The organism is Ruegeria sp. CG1, assembly GCF_056537265.1.
This window is the reverse complement of sequence record NZ_JBQFRF010000004.1, coordinates 195660-216321: the sequence shown is the minus strand read 5'-3', so window position 1 is coordinate 216321 and position 20662 is coordinate 195660. Positions and strand designations below refer to the sequence as shown.

The window sequence follows — 20662 nt, the reverse complement described above, 5'->3', positions numbered from 1 at the left end:
CACATGGGCGCGTTTTTGTCCAGAAGAGGCTTTCAGGTTGGTTCAACCGGCCAAATGCCATCTAAGCGTTCGAGCCCGGCTTTGATGAGTTCACGAAGCACGTCGAGATCGATATCCGGTAGCTTATTCATATAGAGGCAGGATTTACCCAGCTTGTGCTTGCCCAGTCTTGATAAGACATCTCCGAAGTCAGCATACCCGGGCCTGATATAGATGGAATGCGCCGCCTTGCGCGGAGAGAACCCAGTTGCGAGAAAGTCGCCCTCGCGCCCTGACGCATAGCGATAGTGATATCGACCATAGCCAATGATCGACGGCCCCCACATTACTGGCGCATAACCTGTGGTTTCACGAAACAGCCTGTCCAGCACGTGCGCCTCCTCCGCCTTGCGGGTCGGCTGAATACTCGCCAGAAAATCAGCAACGTTTTGCTCGGTGGGTACGGTTTTATTCGCAGATCGCGGCATGAACAAAAATTAACACGTAATGTTCAACCACGCAGCCCATATAACAGTGCCATAGTATGGCCACAGGCCCAGACTGACCTAATTCAGTCAAACATGCTCTGACAGGGAGAACGACCATGACCATCAGATTGACTCGCCGGGCGGCGCTTGGAACGGTTGCGGCTCTGCCGCTTGCGGCAGCTACTTCGCCTGTTCTGGCCGCGGGTACCGAGACCAAAGCCAACTCTACAATAGCAAAATCGTTTCAACTGGGCGATTTCACCGTCACCACCTTGTTGGATGGCAGCCTGCCTCGTGATGGTGCGCAAGACATTTTCGGCGGCGGCGCCTCGGATGAAGATTTCGCCCGTGTATCGGCTGACAACTTCATCTCGCCAGATGTTGCACAGTTCTTCTTCACACCAACGCTGGTTAATACGGGGTCCGAGATGATCCTGTTTGATACTGGGCTTGGCCAAGGTGGAATTCAGGCCGCGTTGGCCGACGCCGGCGTAACGCCTGATCAGATCGATGTGGTGGTCATTACCCACATGCATCCCGATCATATCGGTGGTATGACAACCAATGATGCCGCGACTTTTGCCAATGCGCGTTATGTAACAGCAGCACCCGAATACGACTTTTGGTCAGCGCAAGACGCGGGCAACCGAGTGGGTGATTTGGTTGCAGCCAAAGTCACCCCGATGGCAGAGAAGATGACCTTTATCGGGGATGGTGGTGAAGTCGCATCCGGCGTCACCGGTATGGCAGCGTTTGGTCATACTCCGGGCCATATGGTCTATCACCTAGAAAGTAACGGTCAGCGTCTGGTCCTGACGGCGGATCTTGCAAATCACTATGTCTGGTCATTTGCACATCCTGAATGGGAAGTGCGATTCGACATGGACAAAGCCGCTGCAACGGAATCGCGCAGGAATGTGCTGGGCATGCTGGCTGCGGACAAAGTGCCTATGATCGGCTATCACATGCCTTTCCCGGCCGCTGGGTATGTCGAATCCCGTGGCGACGGGTTCCGGTTCGTGCCGGTCAGCTATCAAATGATGGGTTAGAGGCTAAAAACCAGCATCCGGCCGCACTTTTGACTCATCCGTGAAACGGGACAGGCGAAAGGCGGTCGGATCAACGCAAGGCGTGCTTTCCGTAACAAGGTCCGCCACTAATCGACCTGCGGCAGGACCGATGCCAAAACCGTGGCCGGAGAAACCGGTCGCAATATGCAGGCCCTGCACCGCGTCCACTTTCGAGATGACCGGGATCGCATCCGGGGTCACATCGATCAGGCCGGCCCAGCTTTGCACGATCTCCGCACTATCAAGCGCAGGCAACGCCTTGCGGGCGTTGGCCCACGCCCTTCGCAACACTTTCTGGGAAGGTTCCGGGTCGAGTACTCGGCAATGTTCAAACGGTGTCACATCGGTCGGCAGCCAGCTTCGATCCTCATTCGCCTCGACCATCCAGCGTCTCGAAAGGCGAAACCTTAAGGACCGCCACTCTTGCCGGAATGCGGGCAGAAACTGCAACCCGAGTCGGAAACTGTCAGGAACGATATCCACTGTATTCTCGTGACCCGAAGCTATGGTGTATCCCCCGTCCGAGCGCTTTCGAATGGCAAAATCATCTCTCCAAAGCGACACTTCTGGCCCTGCTGCAACCGGAGAGGTCCGCATTACCGTATTGAGCACTTTGAGCTGTGGCAGAGCGATTCCAGCGTTCCCCGCAAACAGCCGAGACCAGGCTCCGCCTGCAAGTACAACTTGACTACACCTTACGCGGCCGCGTTCGGTGAAAACACCTGCGATCCGGCCCGCAGCAACATCGACACTTCGCACCGCGCATTGCGTCATGATCGCGGCCCCACGGTCGCGCGCCGCCTCGGCGATTGCGGGGGCCGCCCATTGCGGCTCGGCCCGCCCGTCCTGCGGCATGTAAAGCGCTGAGCGCAGTTTCATACTGTTATCCGACAGCAACCCGTCCAGTTCAGGGCCGGATACCATGCGAGCACCTGTTTGCAGCCCTTCAACATGGTCCAGCCATCGCGTCAGGTTTTCATCGTCTCGTGCGCCAGATGCGCCAAACACGATTCCTGATTGAACATAGCCTGTGGCGCGTCCCAATCGCGCATCCAGCCCTTGCCAGATTCTAAGTGCCTCTTGCATCAGGGGGATCTCGCGCGGATCACGTGTCCCAAGGCGCACCCAGCCCCAATTGCGCGAGCTTTGCTCGCCCGCAATCCGGCCCTTCTCGCACAACAGAACGGAAACACCTCGCTCAGCAAGCTCGAAGGCTGCCGAAGCCCCGATGATTCCACCACCTATGACGACAACATCTACGTGTTTGGGAAGTGTGAGATCAGATTCGACGGGTGTCGGTGTGGGGCCTGGCATTAACCGCTCGGTGCTCGTTCATCGGAGCGACATCCAGCCTGAAGGCGATTTCACTGGCAATGTAGAAAACGGTTGGTCCCGAGCAATTGCCGGAACCTGTGGCCAATTGGCCAATGCGTGGCGAATTACGCCGCGCAGATGCGTTCAGATTACGCCGCCCCGGAAAGTTGCGCCCATTTCTGGCGCAGTACCGTGCTGAGCTTGGGATCGGACTTTGATGCAAGCGATTCCTGTGGCTGCAACACCGGAAATTCCGATCGCAACGGAACCGGGCCTGCCACCGCGCCGGGCGTCGGCTCTTCCTGGCTCATAATGTCTGCAATCGCAGCATCCAGCGCCTGTTCATCCAACTTGCGCGGCGCTGATTCCATAGGCTTCAACTGCAACGGAGAATGAAGCGGCTTATCGTATCCATTCGTCATTTGACCACCAATACCTTTACTGACATCCCAAACACGGATGCCTTTTCCCAGTTCCACAATCCCGGTCATCGGCTCTGAAAATGGCAGGCCAACCTACCGGATTGCGTCACATCCGCCCCATATGAGGCGAACCCCTGTCGTAAATGTGGCAAAAAAAGGACGCGCGTACAAGCGAAACATAGTCTTTTAACCGCACAACTGGCTGAAATTGATAAACAAACTGCCGCAGAAATCCGCATTACCATTCACTTTCGAAACAATGGTAAATTCTTCAACCAGAGCGGTGCTTACGTTCTATCCCGCCAGCGATTTACAATCGGATAGCGACGATCCAGCCAGAAGGCCCGCGGTGTCAACCGTGTGCCAGGCGCGGACTGGAAGCGCTTGTATTCACTAATGTAAATTAGGTGTTCGACCCGCCGGGCCTCGGCCTTGTCAAATCCGGCTGCAACGCAGTCGGCGATTGAGCCATCCTGATCTACCAAGATATCAAGAATCGCATCGAGAACGGGGTAGTCCGGCAGGCTGTCGCTATCTTTCTGATCTTCACGCAATTCAGCACTTGGCGGCTTGTCGATCACCGAAGGGCGTATCACCTCACCCTCGGGACCCATCATCCAGTCGCGATGATTGGCGTTGCGCCAGCGGCAGGTCTCGAACACGCGAGTTTTGTACAGATCCTTGATCGGGTTATAGCCGCCGTTCATGTCTCCATAAATGGTGGCATATCCCACTGCGACCTCGGACTTGTTGCCGGTGGTCAGCAGCATCTCGCCAAACTTGTTCGAAATCGCCATCAACAGCAGACCGCGCAGGCGGGACTGAACATTTTCCTCGGTCAGGTCCTCATTTCGACCCGCAAACAGCGGAGCCAGAGTGTTGGTTACTGCGGCGCGTCCCTCAGAGATCGGCACAAAGTCGTAATGCACGCCCAGCGCCTTGGCGACGGCTTCGGCATCATCCAAAGAACTTTGGCTTGTATATTCCGAAGGCAGCATTACGCAGCGTACATTTTCCGCACCGATCGCATCCACGGCTATTGCGGCCACCAGCGCCGAGTCGACGCCGCCCGACAACCCCAGCACAGCTTTGCCAAACCCCGTCTTGCCCATGTAATCGCGCAGAGATTGCACCATCGCGCGATAGTCCTGCTCCCATTCGTCGGGTTGCGGCACGACTTCACCAGCCACAATACGCCATCCGTCATCTTGGCGCGACAGATCGATATGACTGACGGCCTCATCGAAGACGGGCATGCGGAACGCAAGCTCTCCACCCGGGTTCAATCCAAACGTAGCACCGTCGAAAACCTGATCATCCTGCCCGCCGACCATGTTCAGGTAGATTACCGGCAGACCCGTTTCGACCGTGCGAGCCACCATGTGGTTCAACCGGATATCGTATTTGTTTCGAAAATAGGGCGAGCCGTTGGGGATCAGCAGAAACTCGGCCCCGGTTTCTTCCAGTGTCTCGGCGACATCCTCGTGCCAGCCATCCTCGCAAATCGGGCTACCGATACGGACATTTCCAACGGCATAAGGGCCGCCCATAGGACCCGCATCATAAAGGCGTACTTCATCAAAGACGGTTTCATTGGGCAAATGATGTTTAAGAACTTTGCTGACAATCCGCCCACCGTTAAGGATCAGGTAGGCGTTATAAAGCTTCCCATCTTCAACCCAAGGACCGCCGATGGCCAACGCCGGGCCGTCGGCACAGTCTTCAGCCAACGCCTGCACCGCATTCATCGCGGCCCGATGAAACGCGGGCTTCATCACCAGATCCTGGGTATTGTAGCCGGTTATGAACATCTCGGGCAGCGCCACAAGATCAGCCTGCGCCGCGCGCCCTTGCTGCCAGGCTGCAGCAGCCTTGGCGGCATTAGCGTCGATATCCCCAACCGTTGGGTTCAATTGCGCCAGAGTGATGCGGAAACGATCGGCCATTTTTGCCCTCTTGCCCTCATGTCTTTCAGGGATTTAGCAGATCACACCGCGAGTGAAAGGCAAATGCGCCAAAAGCCGTTGCTCTGCCCTCGGCGGTATCTTAGTTTTGCGCCAACACAAACACCGCAGGCAGGTACAAAAATGAAAGCGATCCGCACATCCCTTACCGCTGCAACGCTTACAATGCTGGCGTCTTTTGCTATCGCCCAACAGGACGGTCAGATTGTCATCGCTGATGATGATGTCGGAGGTGTCTACGAGGGCACGTTCGAAAACGGGCTGCGCCATGGCACCGGCACTTACCGCCTGCCGAACGGTTTTGAATATTCCGGTCAATGGGTCGAGGGCGAGATTCAAGGACAAGGCACCGCGCGCTACGCCAATGGCTCTGTCTATGAAGGGACATTCACCAAGGGCCAACCAGAAGGGCGCGGCAAAATCGTCTATTCTGATGGCCAGTCCTATGAGGGCGAGTGGGCCAACGGCACGATAAACGGTACCGGTATCGCGACATATTCCAACGGCTCGCGATACGAGGGCGGCTTCAAGGACGCCAGATATCACGGTCACGGCGTGCTGACCGGCCCGGATGGCTCGGTTTATGAGGGCGACTGGGTAAACGGCCAGAAAACCGGCAGCGCCAAGATCACCTACGCCGATGGAAGTACCTATGAGGGCGACTTGAATGGCGGGCAACGGCATGGTCAGGGTAGTCAGGTCTGGGTCGACGGCATGACTTATGCTGGGTCCTGGGCCAACGACCAGATGGCCGGAACAGGCCGTTTGGTTCAACCAAACGGAGATGTCTACGAAGGCGAAATGGTCGAAAATCGCCGACAGGGCAAAGGCAAATCCATCTATGCCAACGGTGCGACCTATGAAGGCGACTATGCTGATGACCAGCGCCATGGTCAGGGCACCTATAGTGGTAGCGACGGGTTTGCGTACACAGGCGCCTGGCAAAAGGGCCAGATTGAGGGCCTGGGTGAGATGCTCTATCCCGATGGTTCGGTTTATATCGGCGACTTTCTAGATGACCTGCCTCATGGCAAGGGGCAAACGACATACCCCGACGGATCAGTTTACGACGGCAACTGGATCGCCGGGATTTTTGAGGGCACCGGCACGGCAACCTATCCCAACGGAACGGCTTATACGGGCCAGTTCAAAAACGCCCGCTTCGACGGCAAAGGTATTCTGACCTTTGCAAATGGCTATCGCTATGATGGCGATTGGGTAGACGGTGTCCGACAGGGCAAGGGCAAGGCTACGTTTCCGGACGGGATCATTTACGAAGGCGATTTTCTGAATGGCAAGCGTCACGGCAAGGGAACACTGACCCGACCGGGCGGATACAGCTACACAGGCGACTGGGCCGACGGCAAGATCACTGGCTTTGGAACCGCCACCTATGAGACCGGGGATGTCTATGAGGGCAATTTCCTGGAAAACAAACGCCATGGTGACGGCACGATGCGTTTCGCAGGCGGCGAGGTTGAGACCGGCGTTTGGGAAAATGACACGCTGGCGACCGAGACAGAGATTGCGCCCGAAACACCCGCTTCGAGCGCCGAAACCCCTGAGCCCGACTCTACCCCCGACGCGCCCGCCCCTGACGCGACGGACCCGGATACAAACGACGGCTAAATCAGCCCTACCAAGGCACGCGCTTACCAGCCCAATCAAAAAAGCTACCCGTGTCGGCAGGGGTAAGCCCATTGACAACGGACAGCAGATTGGCTGCGGCCTCATTGGGTTCAACAGCCGGATGGCGGGCAAGGTACTTTTCAGTAAAGGCCGTTTTGACTGTTCCGGGGTGCAAAGCGACACATATGGCCTGTTTGTGCGTGCGTGCCAATTCGATGGCAGCCGTATGTACAATCTGGTTCACAGCCGCCTTGGCCGCACGGTAACTGACCCACCCACCCAGCCGGTTGTCCCCGATTGAACCAACCCGGGCCGACAGCACGGCGATCACCGATCTGCGGTCGCGTGGCAGCAGGCGGTGCACGTGCTTCAACACCAAGGCCGGGCCAACTGCGTTCAGTGCGAACTGGTCCATCATCGCCTGCGCGGACAAGGTGCGCATAGATTTTTCCGGACCCATACCGTTAATCTCAAGCGCCCCTGAGGTCACCATGATCAGATCAAACGGATCAGAAAGGGACGCCAGCATACGCTCTGCGCCATCCGGGTCGGTCAGGTCAAACCCATCCGTTGATCTGGCCAGTCGGGTGACTTTGACACCATCCGTTGTCAGGTGGTCATTCAAAGCGCGCCCGATACCGCCAGAAGCTCCGATGATTAATGCAGTTTTCATGCACAAGAAGTTAGCCGAAAGCTTCATCGCTTCAACTCCACCGTCAATTTTGTTCCCCCGTAAATTTCCCGCTTTTCATTCGCCGCGCGCCCTGTATAAGCTGATCCCCATGATCAACCGCGCAGATATCGCTTTCGCAAACGCCGCACTCAGCGGCGCGTTGCTGCGTGGTCTACTGATCCTAATCCGCCTCTGAGCGTGCCATCCGGCGCGCCCGCTCAGAGGAGGACGCCCGCGCGCCAAGAGGCTTTAGGACAGAAGAAGAAAGAGAACCCCATGACAAACGTGACCGACCAAGACCGCGTCGTGATCTTCGACACCACCTTACGCGACGGCGAGCAGAGCCCCGGCGCGACCATGACCCACAACGAAAAGCTCGAAATTGCCGAGCTTCTGGATGAGATGGGCGTCGACATCATCGAAGCCGGATTCCCCATTGCATCGGAAGGCGACTTCAAAGCGGTGTCCGAGATTGCCGAGCGGTCGAAGAACAGCCGCATCTGTGGTCTGGCCCGCGCCAATTTCGCCGATATCGATCGGTGTTGGGAGGCGGTGAAACACGCCGAGAAGAACCGGATCCACACCTTTATCGGAACCTCTCCGCTGCACCGGGCGATACCAAATCTGACGCAAGACGAGATGGCCGACAAGATCCACGAAACGGTCAGCCACGCGCGCAACCTTTGCGAAAACGTGCAGTGGTCGCCGATGGATGCGACCCGGACCGAATGGGATTATCTGTGCCGCGTGATCGAGATTGCAATCAAGGCTGGCGCCACCACGATCAATATCCCCGATACTGTCGGTTATACTGCCCCGGTCGAGTCTGCAGATCTGATCAAGCGCCTGATTGAGACGGTTCCAGGCGCGGATGAGGTAATCTTTGCCACCCACTGCCACAACGACCTTGGCATGGCGACAGCGAACTCTCTGGCAGCTGTCGCAGGTGGTGCGCGTCAGATCGAATGCACCATAAACGGGTTGGGTGAACGCGCAGGCAACACCGCGCTGGAAGAAGTTGTGATGGCGTTGCGCACACGCAACGACATCATGCCGTGGCATACTGGCATCGACACCACCAAGATCATGCATATTTCGCGCCGGGTCGCGACCGTGGCCGGATTTCCAGTGCAGTTCAACAAGGCCATTGTCGGCAAGAACGCTTTTGCCCATGAAAGCGGCATCCATCAGGATGGCATGCTGAAGAACCGCGAAAACTTCGAGATCATGCGCCCTGAAGACATTGGGCTCTCTGGCACCTCTTTGCCGCTGGGCAAGCATTCGGGCCGCGCTGCACTGCGCGATAAGCTTGAAACGCTGGGGTATGAGGTTGGTGACAACCAGCTCAAAGACATTTTCGTGCGCTTCAAGGATCTGGCCGACCGCAAGAAAGAAGTCTTTGACGATGACCTCATCGCGTTGATGAGCGTCGACGACGAAGCGGACGATCACCTGCAACTGGTGTCGATGAAAGTGACCTGCGGTACCGGAGGTCAGGCCGAAGCGACGGTCGAGCTGGAAGTAGAGGGTGCAGACAGGATCGCCACGGAAAACGGTGACGGCCCAGTCGACGCAACCTTCCGGGCGATCCGGGCGATCTATCCCAACACTGCGCGGCTGCAACTGTATCAGGTGCATGCGGTAACCGAAGGCACGGACGCGCAAGCCACGGTTTCGGTCCGTCTGGAAGAGGATGGTATGATCGCCACCGGTCAGTCTGCAAATACAGATACGGTGGTTGCGTCGGCCAAAGCCTATATCCACGCGCTGAACCGCCTGATCATGCGTCGTGAAAAGGCCGGTCCGGGGGCAGATACACGCGAGATCAGCTACAAAGACCTGACCTGATTGAAGGGTAAGGCGAATGACTCCCGCACCCGCGGCGGCCCGGCTTCGCCGACCCTTCTTGGGTTTTGGCCCCGGCAGCGCGCCTCTGGCGCGCTGCCGGGGCCAACGCGTTTGACGGCATCTTTGATGCGGGCAAACAGGACGGGAGCTTTCCCTGTGTAATTCTTGCTTATCAAAGCTGAGCGAACAGCTCCGACAAGCGGCGCGTTTCGTCTTCGATCCCGAAGGGTGCATTCAACATGAACATACCTGATCCGACCATGCGATGACCTTCCCGCGCCGGAGGGAACGTGACCTCATGGCAAATCGTTTTGGGATATCCAGCGGATTTCAGAGACGAAATCATAGCCTTGTGACGTGCATCCGTCAGGATTGGATACCAAAGTGCGATCACACCCACATTCCATTTGCGGTGCAGCTTCGCGATCACCCCAGGCAAACGGTCATACTCGGCTTTCACTTCATAACTGGGATCGATCAGCATCATGCCCCGCCTCGGGGTCGGAGGCAGCAACGATTGGGCCAACTCAAACCCATCCTGCCGATAGACCTTCGCCCCGAAAGGAGACAGCGCCAGTGAAAGTGCCGTATGTTCCTGCGGATGCAGCTCGGCGAAATGCAAGCTATCCTGTTTTCGCAGCAGGTTGGCCGCAATCAGAGGTGAACCGGGATACGCTTGCACGCCGTGACTGGCCTGTATGGTATCCAGCACCCGCGCCATTGGATGATCGGAATCAAACCAACCTTCGCGCCTGACGCGCCCGATCCCGGCGACAGCTTCACCCGTTCGAACCGCCTCAGCCGCGTCAAGGTGATATAGTCCACGCCCGGAGTGCGTTTCGATATAGCTGAGGGGTTTGTCCTTTTGGGTCAAATAACGCAGCGTCCACGCCAATAAAGCGTGCTTTTGTACATCAGCCAGATTTCCTGCGTGGTAAATGTGTTGATATGAGAGCATCTTGCCTTCTAAAGTCCCCATCAATAAGGCGGAAAGGTGCTGACTGTCGCGGAATCAGCCCTTTAACCGGGCGAGTTGGCACCCTATAAGGCATCCGTCCCGGAACCGTCGAGTCGCGGGCAGTGGAAATTCTGACAAACGGGATCAGGGAAATATGGGCATCTTTGGCAATCTGGGCGGCCTGTTCACAGCGGACATGGCTATCGACCTTGGAACAGCGAACACGCTGGTTTATGTCAAAGGGCGCGGAGTGATCCTGTCTGAGCCCTCGGTCGTTGCCTACCACGTCAAGGATGGGGTCAAGAAAGTCCTTGCTGTTGGCGAGGACGCCAAGCTGATGTTGGGCCGGACCCCGGGCTCCATTGAAGCCATCCGTCCGATGCGCGAGGGTGTCATCGCGGACTTCGACACCGCCGAAGAGATGATCAAGCATTTCATCCGCAAGGTGCATAAACGCTCGACATTCTCGAAACCCAAGATCATTGTTTGCGTCCCTCATGGCGCAACCCCGGTTGAAAAACGCGCAATCCGCCAGTCGGTTCTGTCCGCAGGCGCGCGCCGCGCGGGTCTGATTGCCGAACCAATTGCGGCTGCGATTGGCGCGGGGATGCCGATAACCGATCCGACCGGCAACATGGTTGTCGATATCGGCGGCGGTACCACCGAGGTCGCGGTTCTGTCGCTGGGCGATATCGTCTATGCCCGCTCGGTCCGCGTTGGTGGCGACCGGATGGATGAGGCGATCATCTCGTACCTGCGGCGTCAACAGAACCTGCTGGTGGGTGAATCAACTGCGGAACGGATCAAGACCACCATCGGTACCGCACGGATGCCGGACGATGGCCGTGGCCAGTCGATGCATATCCGGGGTCGCGACCTGCTGAACGGTGTGCCCAAGGAAATCGAGATCAGCCAGGCTCAGGTGGCCGAAGCGCTGTCTGAACCCGTGCAGCAGATTTGCGAGGCGGTAATGACAGCTCTGGAAACCACGCCGCCCGATCTGGCTGCCGATATCGTGGACCGGGGTGTTATGCTGACCGGAGGCGGAGCTTTGCTAGGTGACCTTGACCTTGCTCTGCGCGAACAGACCGGTCTGGCCGTGTCGATTGCCGATGAAAGCCTGAATTGTGTGGCTTTGGGCACGGGCAAAGCACTCGAATACGAAAAACAACTGCGCCACGCGATTGACTACGAAAGCTAAGGCGCGCACCCTGATCGGGTGAGAACTCAGGCACGAGCAGCACGGGAAGGTAACCTGTGGCAAAGGACCGATCACAGCGCGATGAATACACGACACCCCTGCGCCGATTGCTTCTGGGGATCGTTGTTCTGTGCCTGCTTGGTATTTTCCTCGTCTGGCGCATTGACAGCCCGCGCGTTGAACGGTTCCGCGCGCAGGTGGTGGATACGGTTGTCCCCTCGATGGAGTGGGCGATGGTTCCGGTCACTGCGCTGGTGAACCTGTCTCGTGATTTCCAAAGCTATCAGCGGCTCAGCGAGCAGAACCAGGAATTGCGCAGCGAGCTGCGCCTGATGCGCGCCTGGAAAGAGGCCGCGCTGCAGCTGGAACAGGAAAACGCCCGCCTGCTGGACCTTAACAATGTTCGGCTTGATCCGCGCCTGACCTATGTCACCGGGGTGGTGATGGCGGATAGCGGCTCACCCTTTCGGCAATCTGTGCTGCTGAACGTGGGGGAGCGTGACGGGATCGTGGATGGTTGGGCAACGATGGACGGGATCGGAGTGGTCGGGCGCATATCGGGTGTTGGCCCGGATACCGCGCGCGTGATCCTGATGACCGATGCCTCAAGCGCGATCCCGGCGACGATCCAGCCTTCGGGGCAGACGGCGCTGATCGCAGGTGACAATACTTCGGCCCCTGCAGTGGAGTTTCTGGAAAACCGGGAACTCGTGCGACCGGGCGACCGGGTCGTTACATCAGGCGATGGTGGCGTGTTCCCCGGTGGCTTGCTGATCGGTCAAATCACGGTTGATCCCGGTGGCAGGTTGCGCGTGCGGCTGTCGGCAGATTTCGAGCGGCTCGAGTTTCTGCGCGTACTACGCTATCAGTCGGCCCCACCAATCACGGAATCCGGTGATATCGTCGGCCCGCGTCAACCCGAAGCATCCTTGACCCCATCCGAGGTCAATGATGGATAGGTCGGTCTCAGGTCTGTGGGCCAAGCGCGGTCTCTATGTCGCTCTGGCGGCATTTGTGGTGTTTCTGCACCTGTTGCCGCTGGATACAAAACCTGATCGCCTGCCCTTTCCTGACATACTGATCGCTCTTACTTACGCTTGGGTTTTGCGGCGGCCGGAATATATTCCGATCCTGATCATTGCCATGGTCATGTTCATGGCCGATTTGCTGTTGCAACGCCCACCGGGGTTGCTTGCTGCGTTAGTGGTTCTGGGTGCAGCCTATCTTCATTCCACTGCAGCTGGCATGAAAGACAGTGGGTTTGTGGGCGAATGGGCAACCGTCGGGGCAGTGATCACGGTTGTGTTTGTGCTCTATCGACTCATTCTTGCTATCCTCTCGGTGCAACAGGCAACTCTGGGACCGGTAGTGGTGCAAGTTATTCTGACAATCGCAATCTATCCTGTGATGGTTTTGATGAGCCAAACTGTGTTTGGCGTAAGGCGCAAATCTGTTGCCGACAGCACGATGCCACGGGTGCGGCCATGAAGCAGCGCAAACCAAAGCCCAAGGGCCTTGCTTACAAACGTTTGCCGCGCCGCGCCTTGATCCTCGGTGGGCTACAAGCGGCCTTTATCGGGGGGCTGGCAGCCCGGATGCGGTTCATGCAGGTGGATCAAGCGGATGAATACCGTCTGCTGGCCGAAGAAAACCGGATCAACATCCGTCTGATCCCACCAACCCGGGGCCGGATATATGACCGGAACGGGCAGATCATAGGATTAAACTCTCAGTCCTATCGCATCGTCATCGTGCGCGAGGATGCAGGCGATATCGACAAGGTTATCGCCAAGCTTTCGGAACTGATCCCATTGACCGAGGATGAGATCGAACGTGCCATAACCGAGATGCGTCGATCGGCCCCGTTTCTGCCGGTCACACTGGCTGATCAGGTAACTTGGGAGGATATTTCAAAAGTCGCAGTCAATGCCCCTGCATTGCCTGGCGTCACGCCCGAGGTCGGCATGACGCGCCAGTATCCACGTTACGAGGATTTTGCCCACGTTGTTGGCTATGTCGGCCCGGTCAGCGATTACGATCTAAGCCAAATTGAAGACCCTGAACCGGTACTACGTATTCCAAGGTTTCAGATCGGTAAGGTCGGGCTGGAAGCCAAGCAAGAGATCACATTGCGCGGTAAGGCGGGCGCCAAGCGGGTTGAGGTCAACGCCACAGGCCGGGTGATGCGCGAGCTGGACCGCCAGGTCGGTGAAGCCGGGGCAGATTTGCAATTGTCAGTCGACGCCAATCTGCAGCAATACGCGCAGGCGCGATTGGCTGGGGAAAGCGCCGCTGCGGTCGTGATCGATTGCGAAACCGGCGACATTCGCGCCATCAGTTCGGCCCCCAGCTTCGATCCGAACCTGTTCGTGCGTGGGATCTCGGTGGCGGACTATCAGATGCTAACGCAGGACAAGTATCGCCCGCTTGCCAATAAGACGGTGCAGGGCACCTACCCTCCTGGATCGACTTTCAAAATGATTACCGCCATGGCTGCGCTCGAAGCCGGGGTGATCAGCCCTTCTAGCACGGTGTACTGTCCGGGTCACATGAAAGTGGGCAGCCGCCGCTTTCACTGCTGGAAACGCGGCGGGCACGGGACGGTTGACCTTGAAACTTCGCTGAAGCGCAGTTGCGACGTCTACTATTACGACGTGGCAATACGCGTCGGGATCGACAGGATTTCCGAGATGGCACGCACCTTCGGACTGGGTATCAAACATGACATTCCGATGTCTGCCGTTGCTGCCGGGCTTGCCCCCAATCAGGAATGGAAGCAGCGGGTTCACGGACAGGACTGGCTGGTAGGCGACACCGCAAACGCGTCGATCGGTCAGGGGTTCATGCTTGCCTCACCGCTTCAATTGGCCGTGATGACCGCGCGTTTGGCGACAGGTCGCGCCGTGCAACCACGCCTTGTTCGATCAATCAATGGGGTTGAGCAACCCTCGGGCGCGGGTGAACCGCTGCAGGTGAACCGCAACAACCTTGAGCAAGTGCGCAAAGCCATGTTCACAGTCTCGAATAACAGGCGTGGCACCGCGTATCGCAGTCGCATCATCGCCGATGAGTTCCGCATGGCAGGCAAAACCGGCACCAGTCAGGTGCGCAATATTACCAAGGCAGAACGCGCCGCAGGTGTGATCCGAAACGAAGACCTGCCATGGGAGCGTCGAGACCACGCCCTGTTCGTCAGCTTCGCCCCCTATGACAATCCGAAATACGCTGTGGCTGTGGTGGTGGAACACGGCGGCGGCGGCTCCAAAGCCGCGGCCCCAGTGGCGCGCGATATCATGCTGCAGGCACTCTACGATGGCACGCCACCGCTCGAGGCGTATCCGGCCGGAGACCGAGAGCGCATCAAAGAACAACAGAAACGGCTGGAGGGTGACCGTCGCCCCAAAGCGCGTCCTGACGAGAAGGACCGCGCATGAGCTATCTTGAATATGCCGTCAAATCCACGCCGTCAGGGTTTCGCAAGTTCCTTTATATGAACTGGCCGCTCACCCTGTTGCTGATCAGCGTGGCAAGCGCGGGGTTCCTGATGCTCTACTCGGTCGCGGGTGGATCCTGGATGCCGTGGGCGGAACCGCAAATGGAACGGTTCGGTCTGGGCTTGGCAGCCATGTTTATCATCGCGCTCGTGCCTATCTGGTTCTGGCGGAACATGTCGGTTGTGGCCTATCTGGGCGCGATCGGTCTACTGATCGTGGTCGAACTGTTTGGAACGATCGGCATGGGGGCGCAGCGCTGGATTGATCTGGGCTTCATGCGGCTGCAACCCTCAGAAGTAATGAAAGTGGCGTTGGTGATGGTGCTGGCCGCTTATTACGACTGGCTGCCGGCGCACAAAACCTCGCGCCCGCTCTGGGTGATTATCCCGGTCATTTTGATTCTGATCCCGACATTCATGGTGCTGCGCCAGCCCGACCTAGGCACATCGATCCTGTTATTGGCTGCTGGTGGTGGTCTGATGTTCCTTGCCGGGGTGCATTGGGCCTATTTCGCTGCCGTGATTGCAGCGGGGGTCGGCCTGATCGCTGCGGTGTTCAACAGCCGAGGGACTGAATGGCAGTTGCTCAAAGATTACCAGTTCCGACGCATCGATACGTTTCTGGATCCTTCAACCGATCCGTTGGGAGCGGGATATCACATCACGCAATCCAAGATCGCTCTGGGTTCGGGGGGCTGGAATGGGCGCGGTTTCATGCAGGGAACGCAATCACGTCTTAACTTCCTGCCCGAAAAACACACCGATTTCATCTTCACCACCTTGGCCGAAGAGTTCGGCTTTGTCGGCGGCATCACACTGTTGATCCTTTACGGTTTGATCCTGATCTTCTGCATGGTCACGGCGCTGTCGACCAAGGATCGTTTCTCGTCTCTGGTGACACTTGGGATCGCGCTGAATTTCTTCCTGTTCTTTGCCGTCAATATGTCGATGGTGATGGGGCTGGCCCCAGTGGTCGGAGTACCGCTGCCGATGGTCAGTTATGGCGGCTCGGCCATGCTGGTCCTGATGGCCGCCTTTGGCATCGTTCAAAGCGCCCATATACATCGTCCCCGCTGAAAGGTTTCCCATGCCCGTGAATGTCCTGTTTTCCGCGCGCCCTGAGTTGTGGCCCGAGTATGAAGCTCTGATGCATCAATACTTGTCGGACGCAGGGCTAGATTTTCATCTGGCCACGGACATCCCTGCAGATCAGGTCGACTACATCGTTTACGCCCCGAACGGAGGGGTACAGGATTTCACGCCCTTCACACGGCTCAAGGCGGTGCTGAGCCTCTGGGCGGGGGTTGAGAAAATCTCGGGCAATGAAACCTTGACCGTTCCGCTGGCGCGTATGGTTGACGGGGGGTTAACGCAAGGCATGACGGAATGGGTTGTGGGCCATGTGCTGCGCTATCACCTTGGGATGGACCAACACATTACGCTACAGGATGGGGTCTGGACATCTGATGCGCCACCACTGGCCCAGCAACGCACCGTCTGCATCTTGGGTTTGGGCGCATTGGGTGAAGCATCGGCCCACGCGTTGGCAGCGTTGAATTTCCATGTCATCGGTTGGAGCCGTACCGCCAAGACTATTCCCGGCGTGACCTGTCTGCATGGTAAGAACGGGCTGCGCGATGCACTGTCCCAGGCCGAGATAGTGGTTTTGCTGCTGCCAGATACTCCGGCGACCGAAAACACGCTCAACGCCGAAACACTGGCGCTGTTGCCGGAAGGGGCCAAGATCATCAATCCGGGTCGCGGGCCGCTTATCGATGATGAGGCCCTGCTGGCCGCGCTGAATTCAGGGCAGGTCGGGCAAGCCACGCTGGATGTCTTCCGCACCGAACCCCTGCCGACCGAGCATCCCTATTGGGCACATCCCAGTGTGACGGTGACGCCACATATAGCCTCGGAAACCAGACCTGTTACCGCGGCTCAGGTGATCTGCGAGAACATTCGCCGAGGTGAAGCGGGTGAACCCTTTCTCCACCTCGTCGACCGAAAGCTTGGGTACTAGGCCGCGATCAGCCCGCGGCCTTTGAGCAAGGCTTCGACGCCAGGCAGACGTCCACGGAAGGCCAGATACAGCTCTTCCGCCTCGCGGGATCCGCCAGTTGACAGGATGTGTTCCTCCAGTGCCTTGGCGCGTTCGGGATCAAACGCACCGCCCGCTTCTTCAAAGGCGGCAAAGGCGTCGGCATCCATGACTTCGGACCACATATAACTGTAATAGCCCGAGCTATAACCGTCGCCCGCAAAGACATGGGCGAAATGCGGGGTGGCGTGGCGCATTCCAATGGCCCGAGGCATGCCGATTTCGGCCAGCACCTCGGCCTGTTTCTCCATCGGATCAGCGGGGGCAGCCCCCTCATGAAACGCCAGATCGACCAGGGCCGAGGCGACATATTCCACCGTCTGGAACCCCTGATCGAAATTGGCGGCCTGTAGCACCTTCTGCAACATCTCTTGCGGCATCGGTGCGCCGGTTTCGGCGTGGGTCGCGAACTCGGCCAGTACATCAGGCACTTCCAGCCAGTGTTCGTAAAGCTGGCTGGGCAGTTCAACGAAATCACGCGCCACCGAGGTGCCCGAGATGCTCTCATAGGTCACATTGGACAGCATCTGGTGCAGGGCATGGCCGAACTCGTGAAACAACGTTCGGGCGTCATCATAGGACAAAAGCGCTGGTTCACCTTTGGCAAAGTTACAGACGTTGATCACGACCGGAGCCTGTTCTTTCGGGTATTTCGCCTGCCCGCGCATTGCGCTGCACCATGCACCCGACCGTTTCGATCCGCGTGCAAAGTAGTCACCGATGAACACCGCAATATGCTGCCCGTCACGGGTCACCTCCCACGCACGGCAATCGGGATGATAGAGCGGCACATCAAGCGGCGCGAACTCCAGCCCGAACAGCCGTGTGGCGCAGGCGAAAGACGCCTCGATCATTCGGTCCAGTTGCAGGTACGGCTTCAGCGCCGCTTCATCGAGATCATGTTCGGCCTTGAGGCGTTTCTCGGCATAGTAGCGCCAATCCCACGCCTCCAGCGGGCCATTTACGCCATCCTCTTGCATCATTGCCGTCAGCACCTCGGCATCTGCGTCGGCGCGGGATTTGGCGGGCTCCCACACATCCAGCAGCAGCTCTCGCACGCGATCTGGTGTGCGGGCCATCTCGGTCTCAAGCTTGTAGGCGGCGAAGCTGGCATACCCCAGCAGCTTGGCGCGTTCTTCGCGCAGGCGCAGGATGTCCGCCGCAATCTCGCGGTTGTCGGTCTCACCTCCATTTGCCCCCCGTGCAGTCCACGCGCGATAAGCCTTTGCACGCAAATCCCGGCGGGGCGAGAATTGCAGAAAGGGCACGATAATCGACCGAGAGAGGGTCACCACCGGGCCATCCGCCCCCTTTTCCTGACCCGCTGCGCGCGCTGCATCGATAACAAAATCCGGCAAGCCTTGCAGGTCTTCTTCGGTCAAATCCATGAACCAGTCGCGTTCATCCGCCAGCAAGTTCTGCGTGAAGGACGTGCCCAGAGACGCCAAACGGGCCTTGATCTCTTGCATTCTCGCATCGTCGGCGCCGGTCAACGCCGCCCCCGCCCGCATGAACCCGCGATGAGACAGCATCAAAACGCGCGCCTGTTCATCGGTCAGGTCTAGATTATCGCGCCGGTCCCATAAATCCGCCACGCGCTTAAACAGTGCTTTGTTTGATGAGATGCGCGAGTAGTGTGCCGCCAGCTTGGGCGAAAATTCGCGTTGCAGTTCTTCACGCTTGGGGTTGCTGTCCGCACCTGCAACGGTGAAAAAGACCGACAGAACCTTATCCAACTGCTCGCCTGCAGCCTCCAGCGCTTCGATCGTATTGGCGAATGTGGGCGTGTCCGGACTCGCTGCTATCGCCTCAATCTCGGCATCATGTGCGTGCATCGCCTGTTTCAGCGCGGGGGAAAAATCATCATCCGAGATTGTGTCAAACGGTGCGATTTCGAAGGGCGTGTTCCAGTCAGAAAGGATCGGGTTGGTCATTGAGGTCTCCTTTGACCTCATAGCTAAGACCGCCCGACACAATGATCCAGAGCTAGTCTGAACTTTGAACCCCTGACCCGCAAATCGGGCAATCTGCGCGGCGCGCCAGGGTGATCTTGCGGCTTTCGCCGTAAAGCGCATCGTAGATCAACATCTCACCCCGCAACGCCTGCCCAGCGCTGGTGATGACCTTGATCGTCTCAATCGCCATCATCGAACCAACCACGCCGGGCAGTGGGCCGATCACCCCTGCCTCGGCGCAAGAAGGCGCAAGGCCGGGGGCGGGTGCTTCGGGGAAAATGCACTGATAACATGGGCCGGTGGTGGCAGGGTCAAAGACGCTGAGCTGCCCTTCCCACTGCGACAGCGCGCCAGATATCAGGGGTTTTCCCAGTGCAACCGCCGTACGGTTTGCAAGGTAGCGGGTGTCGAAATTGTCAGTGCCGTCGAGGATCAGATCAAAATCAGCAAACAGATCTGCTGCAATCTCTTCGGTCAGGCGACGGTGGTACGGCAAGACGACCACGTTGGGATTCTGCGCCACCATCGCCTGCTGGGCCGAGAACACTTTGGGCATGCCGATATCTGCGTCGCGGTGGATCACCTGCCGCTGTAGGTTGGCGTTTTCGACCACGTCATCGTCGATCACGCCGATTGTTCCCACTCCGGCGGCAGCCAAATATTGCAGGGCGGGCGCGCCGAGCCCCCCCGCACCGATTACCAGCACGCGCGCCTGTTTCATTCGCTTTTGGCCGGGACCGCCCAGTTCACGCAGAACGATGTGGCGGGCATAGCGTTCAAGCTCGGTCTCGCTGAACTGATCGGATGGCTTGGCGGGCTCCGACGTCTGGCCGGACGCGGCGCGATTTCGCAACGCCTTCAAACCCCGCCCATAAAGCAGCACCAGCACAGCCGCTCCAGCGAGGATCAGCCACATCGCTGCCGACCCGCCGGTTGCCTGACGCAACGGGTTACCCTCGGGCAGCAGAAGTTGAGCAATAATCACGCCTGTCAGGAGCGCGCCAACAGAAACCAGCCGCGCGCTGCGCGACACCCCGGCAATATAGCCAACACCCCAAAGCCCGGCAGCAAGGATCAGAACCAGCAGCATCAGCCCCGCCCGGTTGAACCGAACCCGCCCGCGCCGCGATCAGTCTCGGTCAGAGCCTCAACGTCCTGGAACATGGCCTGCACCACCGGTGCAACGATCAGTTGCGCGATACGTTCGCCATGCGCAATCTCGAAGGGGTCCTGACCCGCGTTCATCACGATCACGCCCAATGGCCCGCGATAGTCGCTGTCGATTGTACCCGGAGTGTTGGGCAAGGTGATCCCGTGTTTCAAGGCAAGGCCCGATCGTGGACGCACCTGAACCTCGAACCCCTGCGGAATTTCGATCCTAAGGCCTGTCGGTATCAGCGCACGACGGCCCGGTTCCAGAATAATAGACGTACCATCCGGCAGATTGGCGCGCACATCCGCCCCGGCAGCACCCGCGGTTTCGTATGAAGGCAAGGGCACCAACGGGTCAGCCCCCTCCTCTCGGATCACGCGAATTGCCACCATACCTGTACCTCTTGTCTTTATGGCT

Annotated in this window: 18 protein-coding genes; 9 read left to right on the top strand and 9 right to left on the bottom strand. The window is 58.2% G+C overall.

Annotation, left to right across the window (positions count from 1 at the left end; genetic code table 11):
* Window positions 1-32: 32 nt before the first annotated feature.
* Entirely contained in the window at window positions 33-371 is a 339-nt protein-coding gene (locus ACR0AU_RS13395) for a DUF1801 domain-containing protein (protein ID WP_480795794.1), read from the bottom strand.
* Window positions 372-583: 212 nt separating this feature from the next.
* Here ACR0AU_RS13395 and ACR0AU_RS13390 point away from each other — a divergent pair, with 212 nt between their 5' ends.
* Complete coding sequence (locus ACR0AU_RS13390; RefSeq protein WP_170733610.1) at window positions 584-1516, top strand: MBL fold metallo-hydrolase; 933 nt, start codon at window positions 584-586, stop codon at window positions 1514-1516.
* Between the two features lie 3 nt (window positions 1517-1519).
* Here the strand turns inward: ACR0AU_RS13390 and ACR0AU_RS13385 are convergent, their stop codons facing one another.
* The 3 genes from ACR0AU_RS13385 to ACR0AU_RS13375 form a co-directional block, all read right to left on the bottom strand.
* Entirely contained in the window at window positions 1520-2851 is a 1332-nt protein-coding gene (locus ACR0AU_RS13385; RefSeq protein ID WP_480795793.1) for an NAD(P)/FAD-dependent oxidoreductase, read from the bottom strand.
* Between the two features lie 149 nt (window positions 2852-3000).
* Window positions 3001-3342, bottom strand: a complete 342-nt coding sequence (locus ACR0AU_RS13380) for a hypothetical protein (protein ID WP_170395910.1) — start codon at window positions 3340-3342, stop codon at window positions 3001-3003.
* A 218-nt stretch (window positions 3343-3560) separates the two neighbouring features.
* Window positions 3561-5219, bottom strand: coding sequence for an NAD+ synthase (locus ACR0AU_RS13375; protein WP_170733608.1), 1659 nt, complete (start codon window positions 5217-5219; stop codon window positions 3561-3563).
* Window positions 5220-5360: 141 nt separating this feature from the next.
* Here ACR0AU_RS13375 and ACR0AU_RS13370 point away from each other — a divergent pair, with 141 nt between their 5' ends.
* Entirely contained in the window at window positions 5361-6866 is a 1506-nt protein-coding gene (locus ACR0AU_RS13370; protein WP_170514006.1) for a 2-isopropylmalate synthase, read from the top strand.
* A 7-nt stretch (window positions 6867-6873) separates the two neighbouring features.
* Here ACR0AU_RS13370 and ACR0AU_RS13365 read toward each other — a convergent pair whose 3' ends face one another.
* The gene (locus ACR0AU_RS13365; protein ID WP_170566546.1) at window positions 6874-7539 is read right to left on the bottom strand and encodes an SDR family NAD(P)-dependent oxidoreductase; all 666 of its coding nucleotides are present in this window, start codon (window positions 7537-7539) and stop codon (window positions 6874-6876) included.
* A 276-nt stretch (window positions 7540-7815) separates the two neighbouring features.
* Between ACR0AU_RS13365 and ACR0AU_RS13360 the strand changes: the two genes are divergently transcribed.
* Window positions 7816-9387 (top strand): 2-isopropylmalate synthase, encoded by a 1572-nt coding sequence (locus ACR0AU_RS13360; RefSeq protein ID WP_170395900.1) that lies wholly within the window; start codon window positions 7816-7818, stop codon window positions 9385-9387.
* A 172-nt stretch (window positions 9388-9559) separates the two neighbouring features.
* Here ACR0AU_RS13360 and ACR0AU_RS13355 read toward each other — a convergent pair whose 3' ends face one another.
* The gene (locus ACR0AU_RS13355) at window positions 9560-10345 is read right to left on the bottom strand and encodes a 23S rRNA (adenine(2030)-N(6))-methyltransferase RlmJ (RefSeq protein WP_170612941.1); all 786 of its coding nucleotides are present in this window, start codon (window positions 10343-10345) and stop codon (window positions 9560-9562) included.
* A 154-nt stretch (window positions 10346-10499) separates the two neighbouring features.
* Between ACR0AU_RS13355 and ACR0AU_RS13350 the strand changes: the two genes are divergently transcribed.
* The 6 genes from ACR0AU_RS13350 to ACR0AU_RS13325 are packed head-to-tail and all read left to right on the top strand — an operon-like array spanning window position 10500 to window position 17059.
* Window positions 10500-11546: a rod shape-determining protein gene (locus ACR0AU_RS13350; RefSeq protein ID WP_039523195.1), complete on the top strand. Its 1047-nt coding sequence runs from the start codon at window positions 10500-10502 to the stop codon at window positions 11544-11546.
* Between the two features lie 56 nt (window positions 11547-11602).
* A complete protein-coding gene (gene mreC, locus ACR0AU_RS13345) occupies window positions 11603-12505 on the top strand; it encodes a rod shape-determining protein MreC (protein ID WP_170408296.1) in 903 nt (300 codons plus the stop codon).
* Window positions 12498-13034 carry a rod shape-determining protein MreD gene (locus ACR0AU_RS13340; RefSeq protein ID WP_170423786.1) on the top strand — a complete coding sequence of 179 codons (537 nt, stop codon included), beginning with the start codon at window positions 12498-12500 and terminating at the stop codon, window positions 13032-13034. The genes mreC and ACR0AU_RS13340 overlap by 8 nt, the downstream gene beginning before the upstream one ends.
* Complete coding sequence (gene mrdA / locus ACR0AU_RS13335) at window positions 13031-14980, top strand: penicillin-binding protein 2 (protein WP_170733605.1); 1950 nt, start codon at window positions 13031-13033, stop codon at window positions 14978-14980. Before ACR0AU_RS13340 ends, mrdA begins: the two co-directional genes overlap by 4 nt.
* The gene (gene rodA / locus ACR0AU_RS13330) at window positions 14977-16116 is read left to right on the top strand and encodes a rod shape-determining protein RodA (RefSeq protein ID WP_170395892.1); all 1140 of its coding nucleotides are present in this window, start codon (window positions 14977-14979) and stop codon (window positions 16114-16116) included. Before mrdA ends, rodA begins: the two co-directional genes overlap by 4 nt.
* Before the next feature lie 10 nt (window positions 16117-16126).
* Window positions 16127-17059, top strand: coding sequence for a 2-hydroxyacid dehydrogenase (locus tag ACR0AU_RS13325; protein WP_480795792.1), 933 nt, complete (start codon window positions 16127-16129; stop codon window positions 17057-17059).
* Here the strand turns inward: ACR0AU_RS13325 and ACR0AU_RS13320 are convergent.
* The 3 genes from ACR0AU_RS13320 to dut are packed head-to-tail and all read right to left on the bottom strand — an operon-like array spanning window position 17056 to window position 20637.
* Window positions 17056-19071 carry a M3 family metallopeptidase gene (locus ACR0AU_RS13320; RefSeq protein ID WP_480795791.1) on the bottom strand — a complete coding sequence of 672 codons (2016 nt, stop codon included), beginning with the start codon at window positions 19069-19071 and terminating at the stop codon, window positions 17056-17058. The two genes, ACR0AU_RS13325 and ACR0AU_RS13320, sit on opposite strands and share 4 nt — an antisense overlap.
* Window positions 19072-19123: 52 nt before the next feature.
* A complete protein-coding gene (locus ACR0AU_RS13315) occupies window positions 19124-20182 on the bottom strand; it encodes a molybdopterin-synthase adenylyltransferase MoeB (protein ID WP_170733602.1) in 1059 nt (352 codons plus the stop codon).
* Complete coding sequence (dut, locus tag ACR0AU_RS13310; protein WP_170566362.1) at window positions 20182-20637, bottom strand: dUTP diphosphatase; 456 nt, start codon at window positions 20635-20637, stop codon at window positions 20182-20184. Before dut ends, ACR0AU_RS13315 begins: the two co-directional genes overlap by 1 nt.
* Window positions 20638-20662 lie beyond the last annotated feature (25 nt).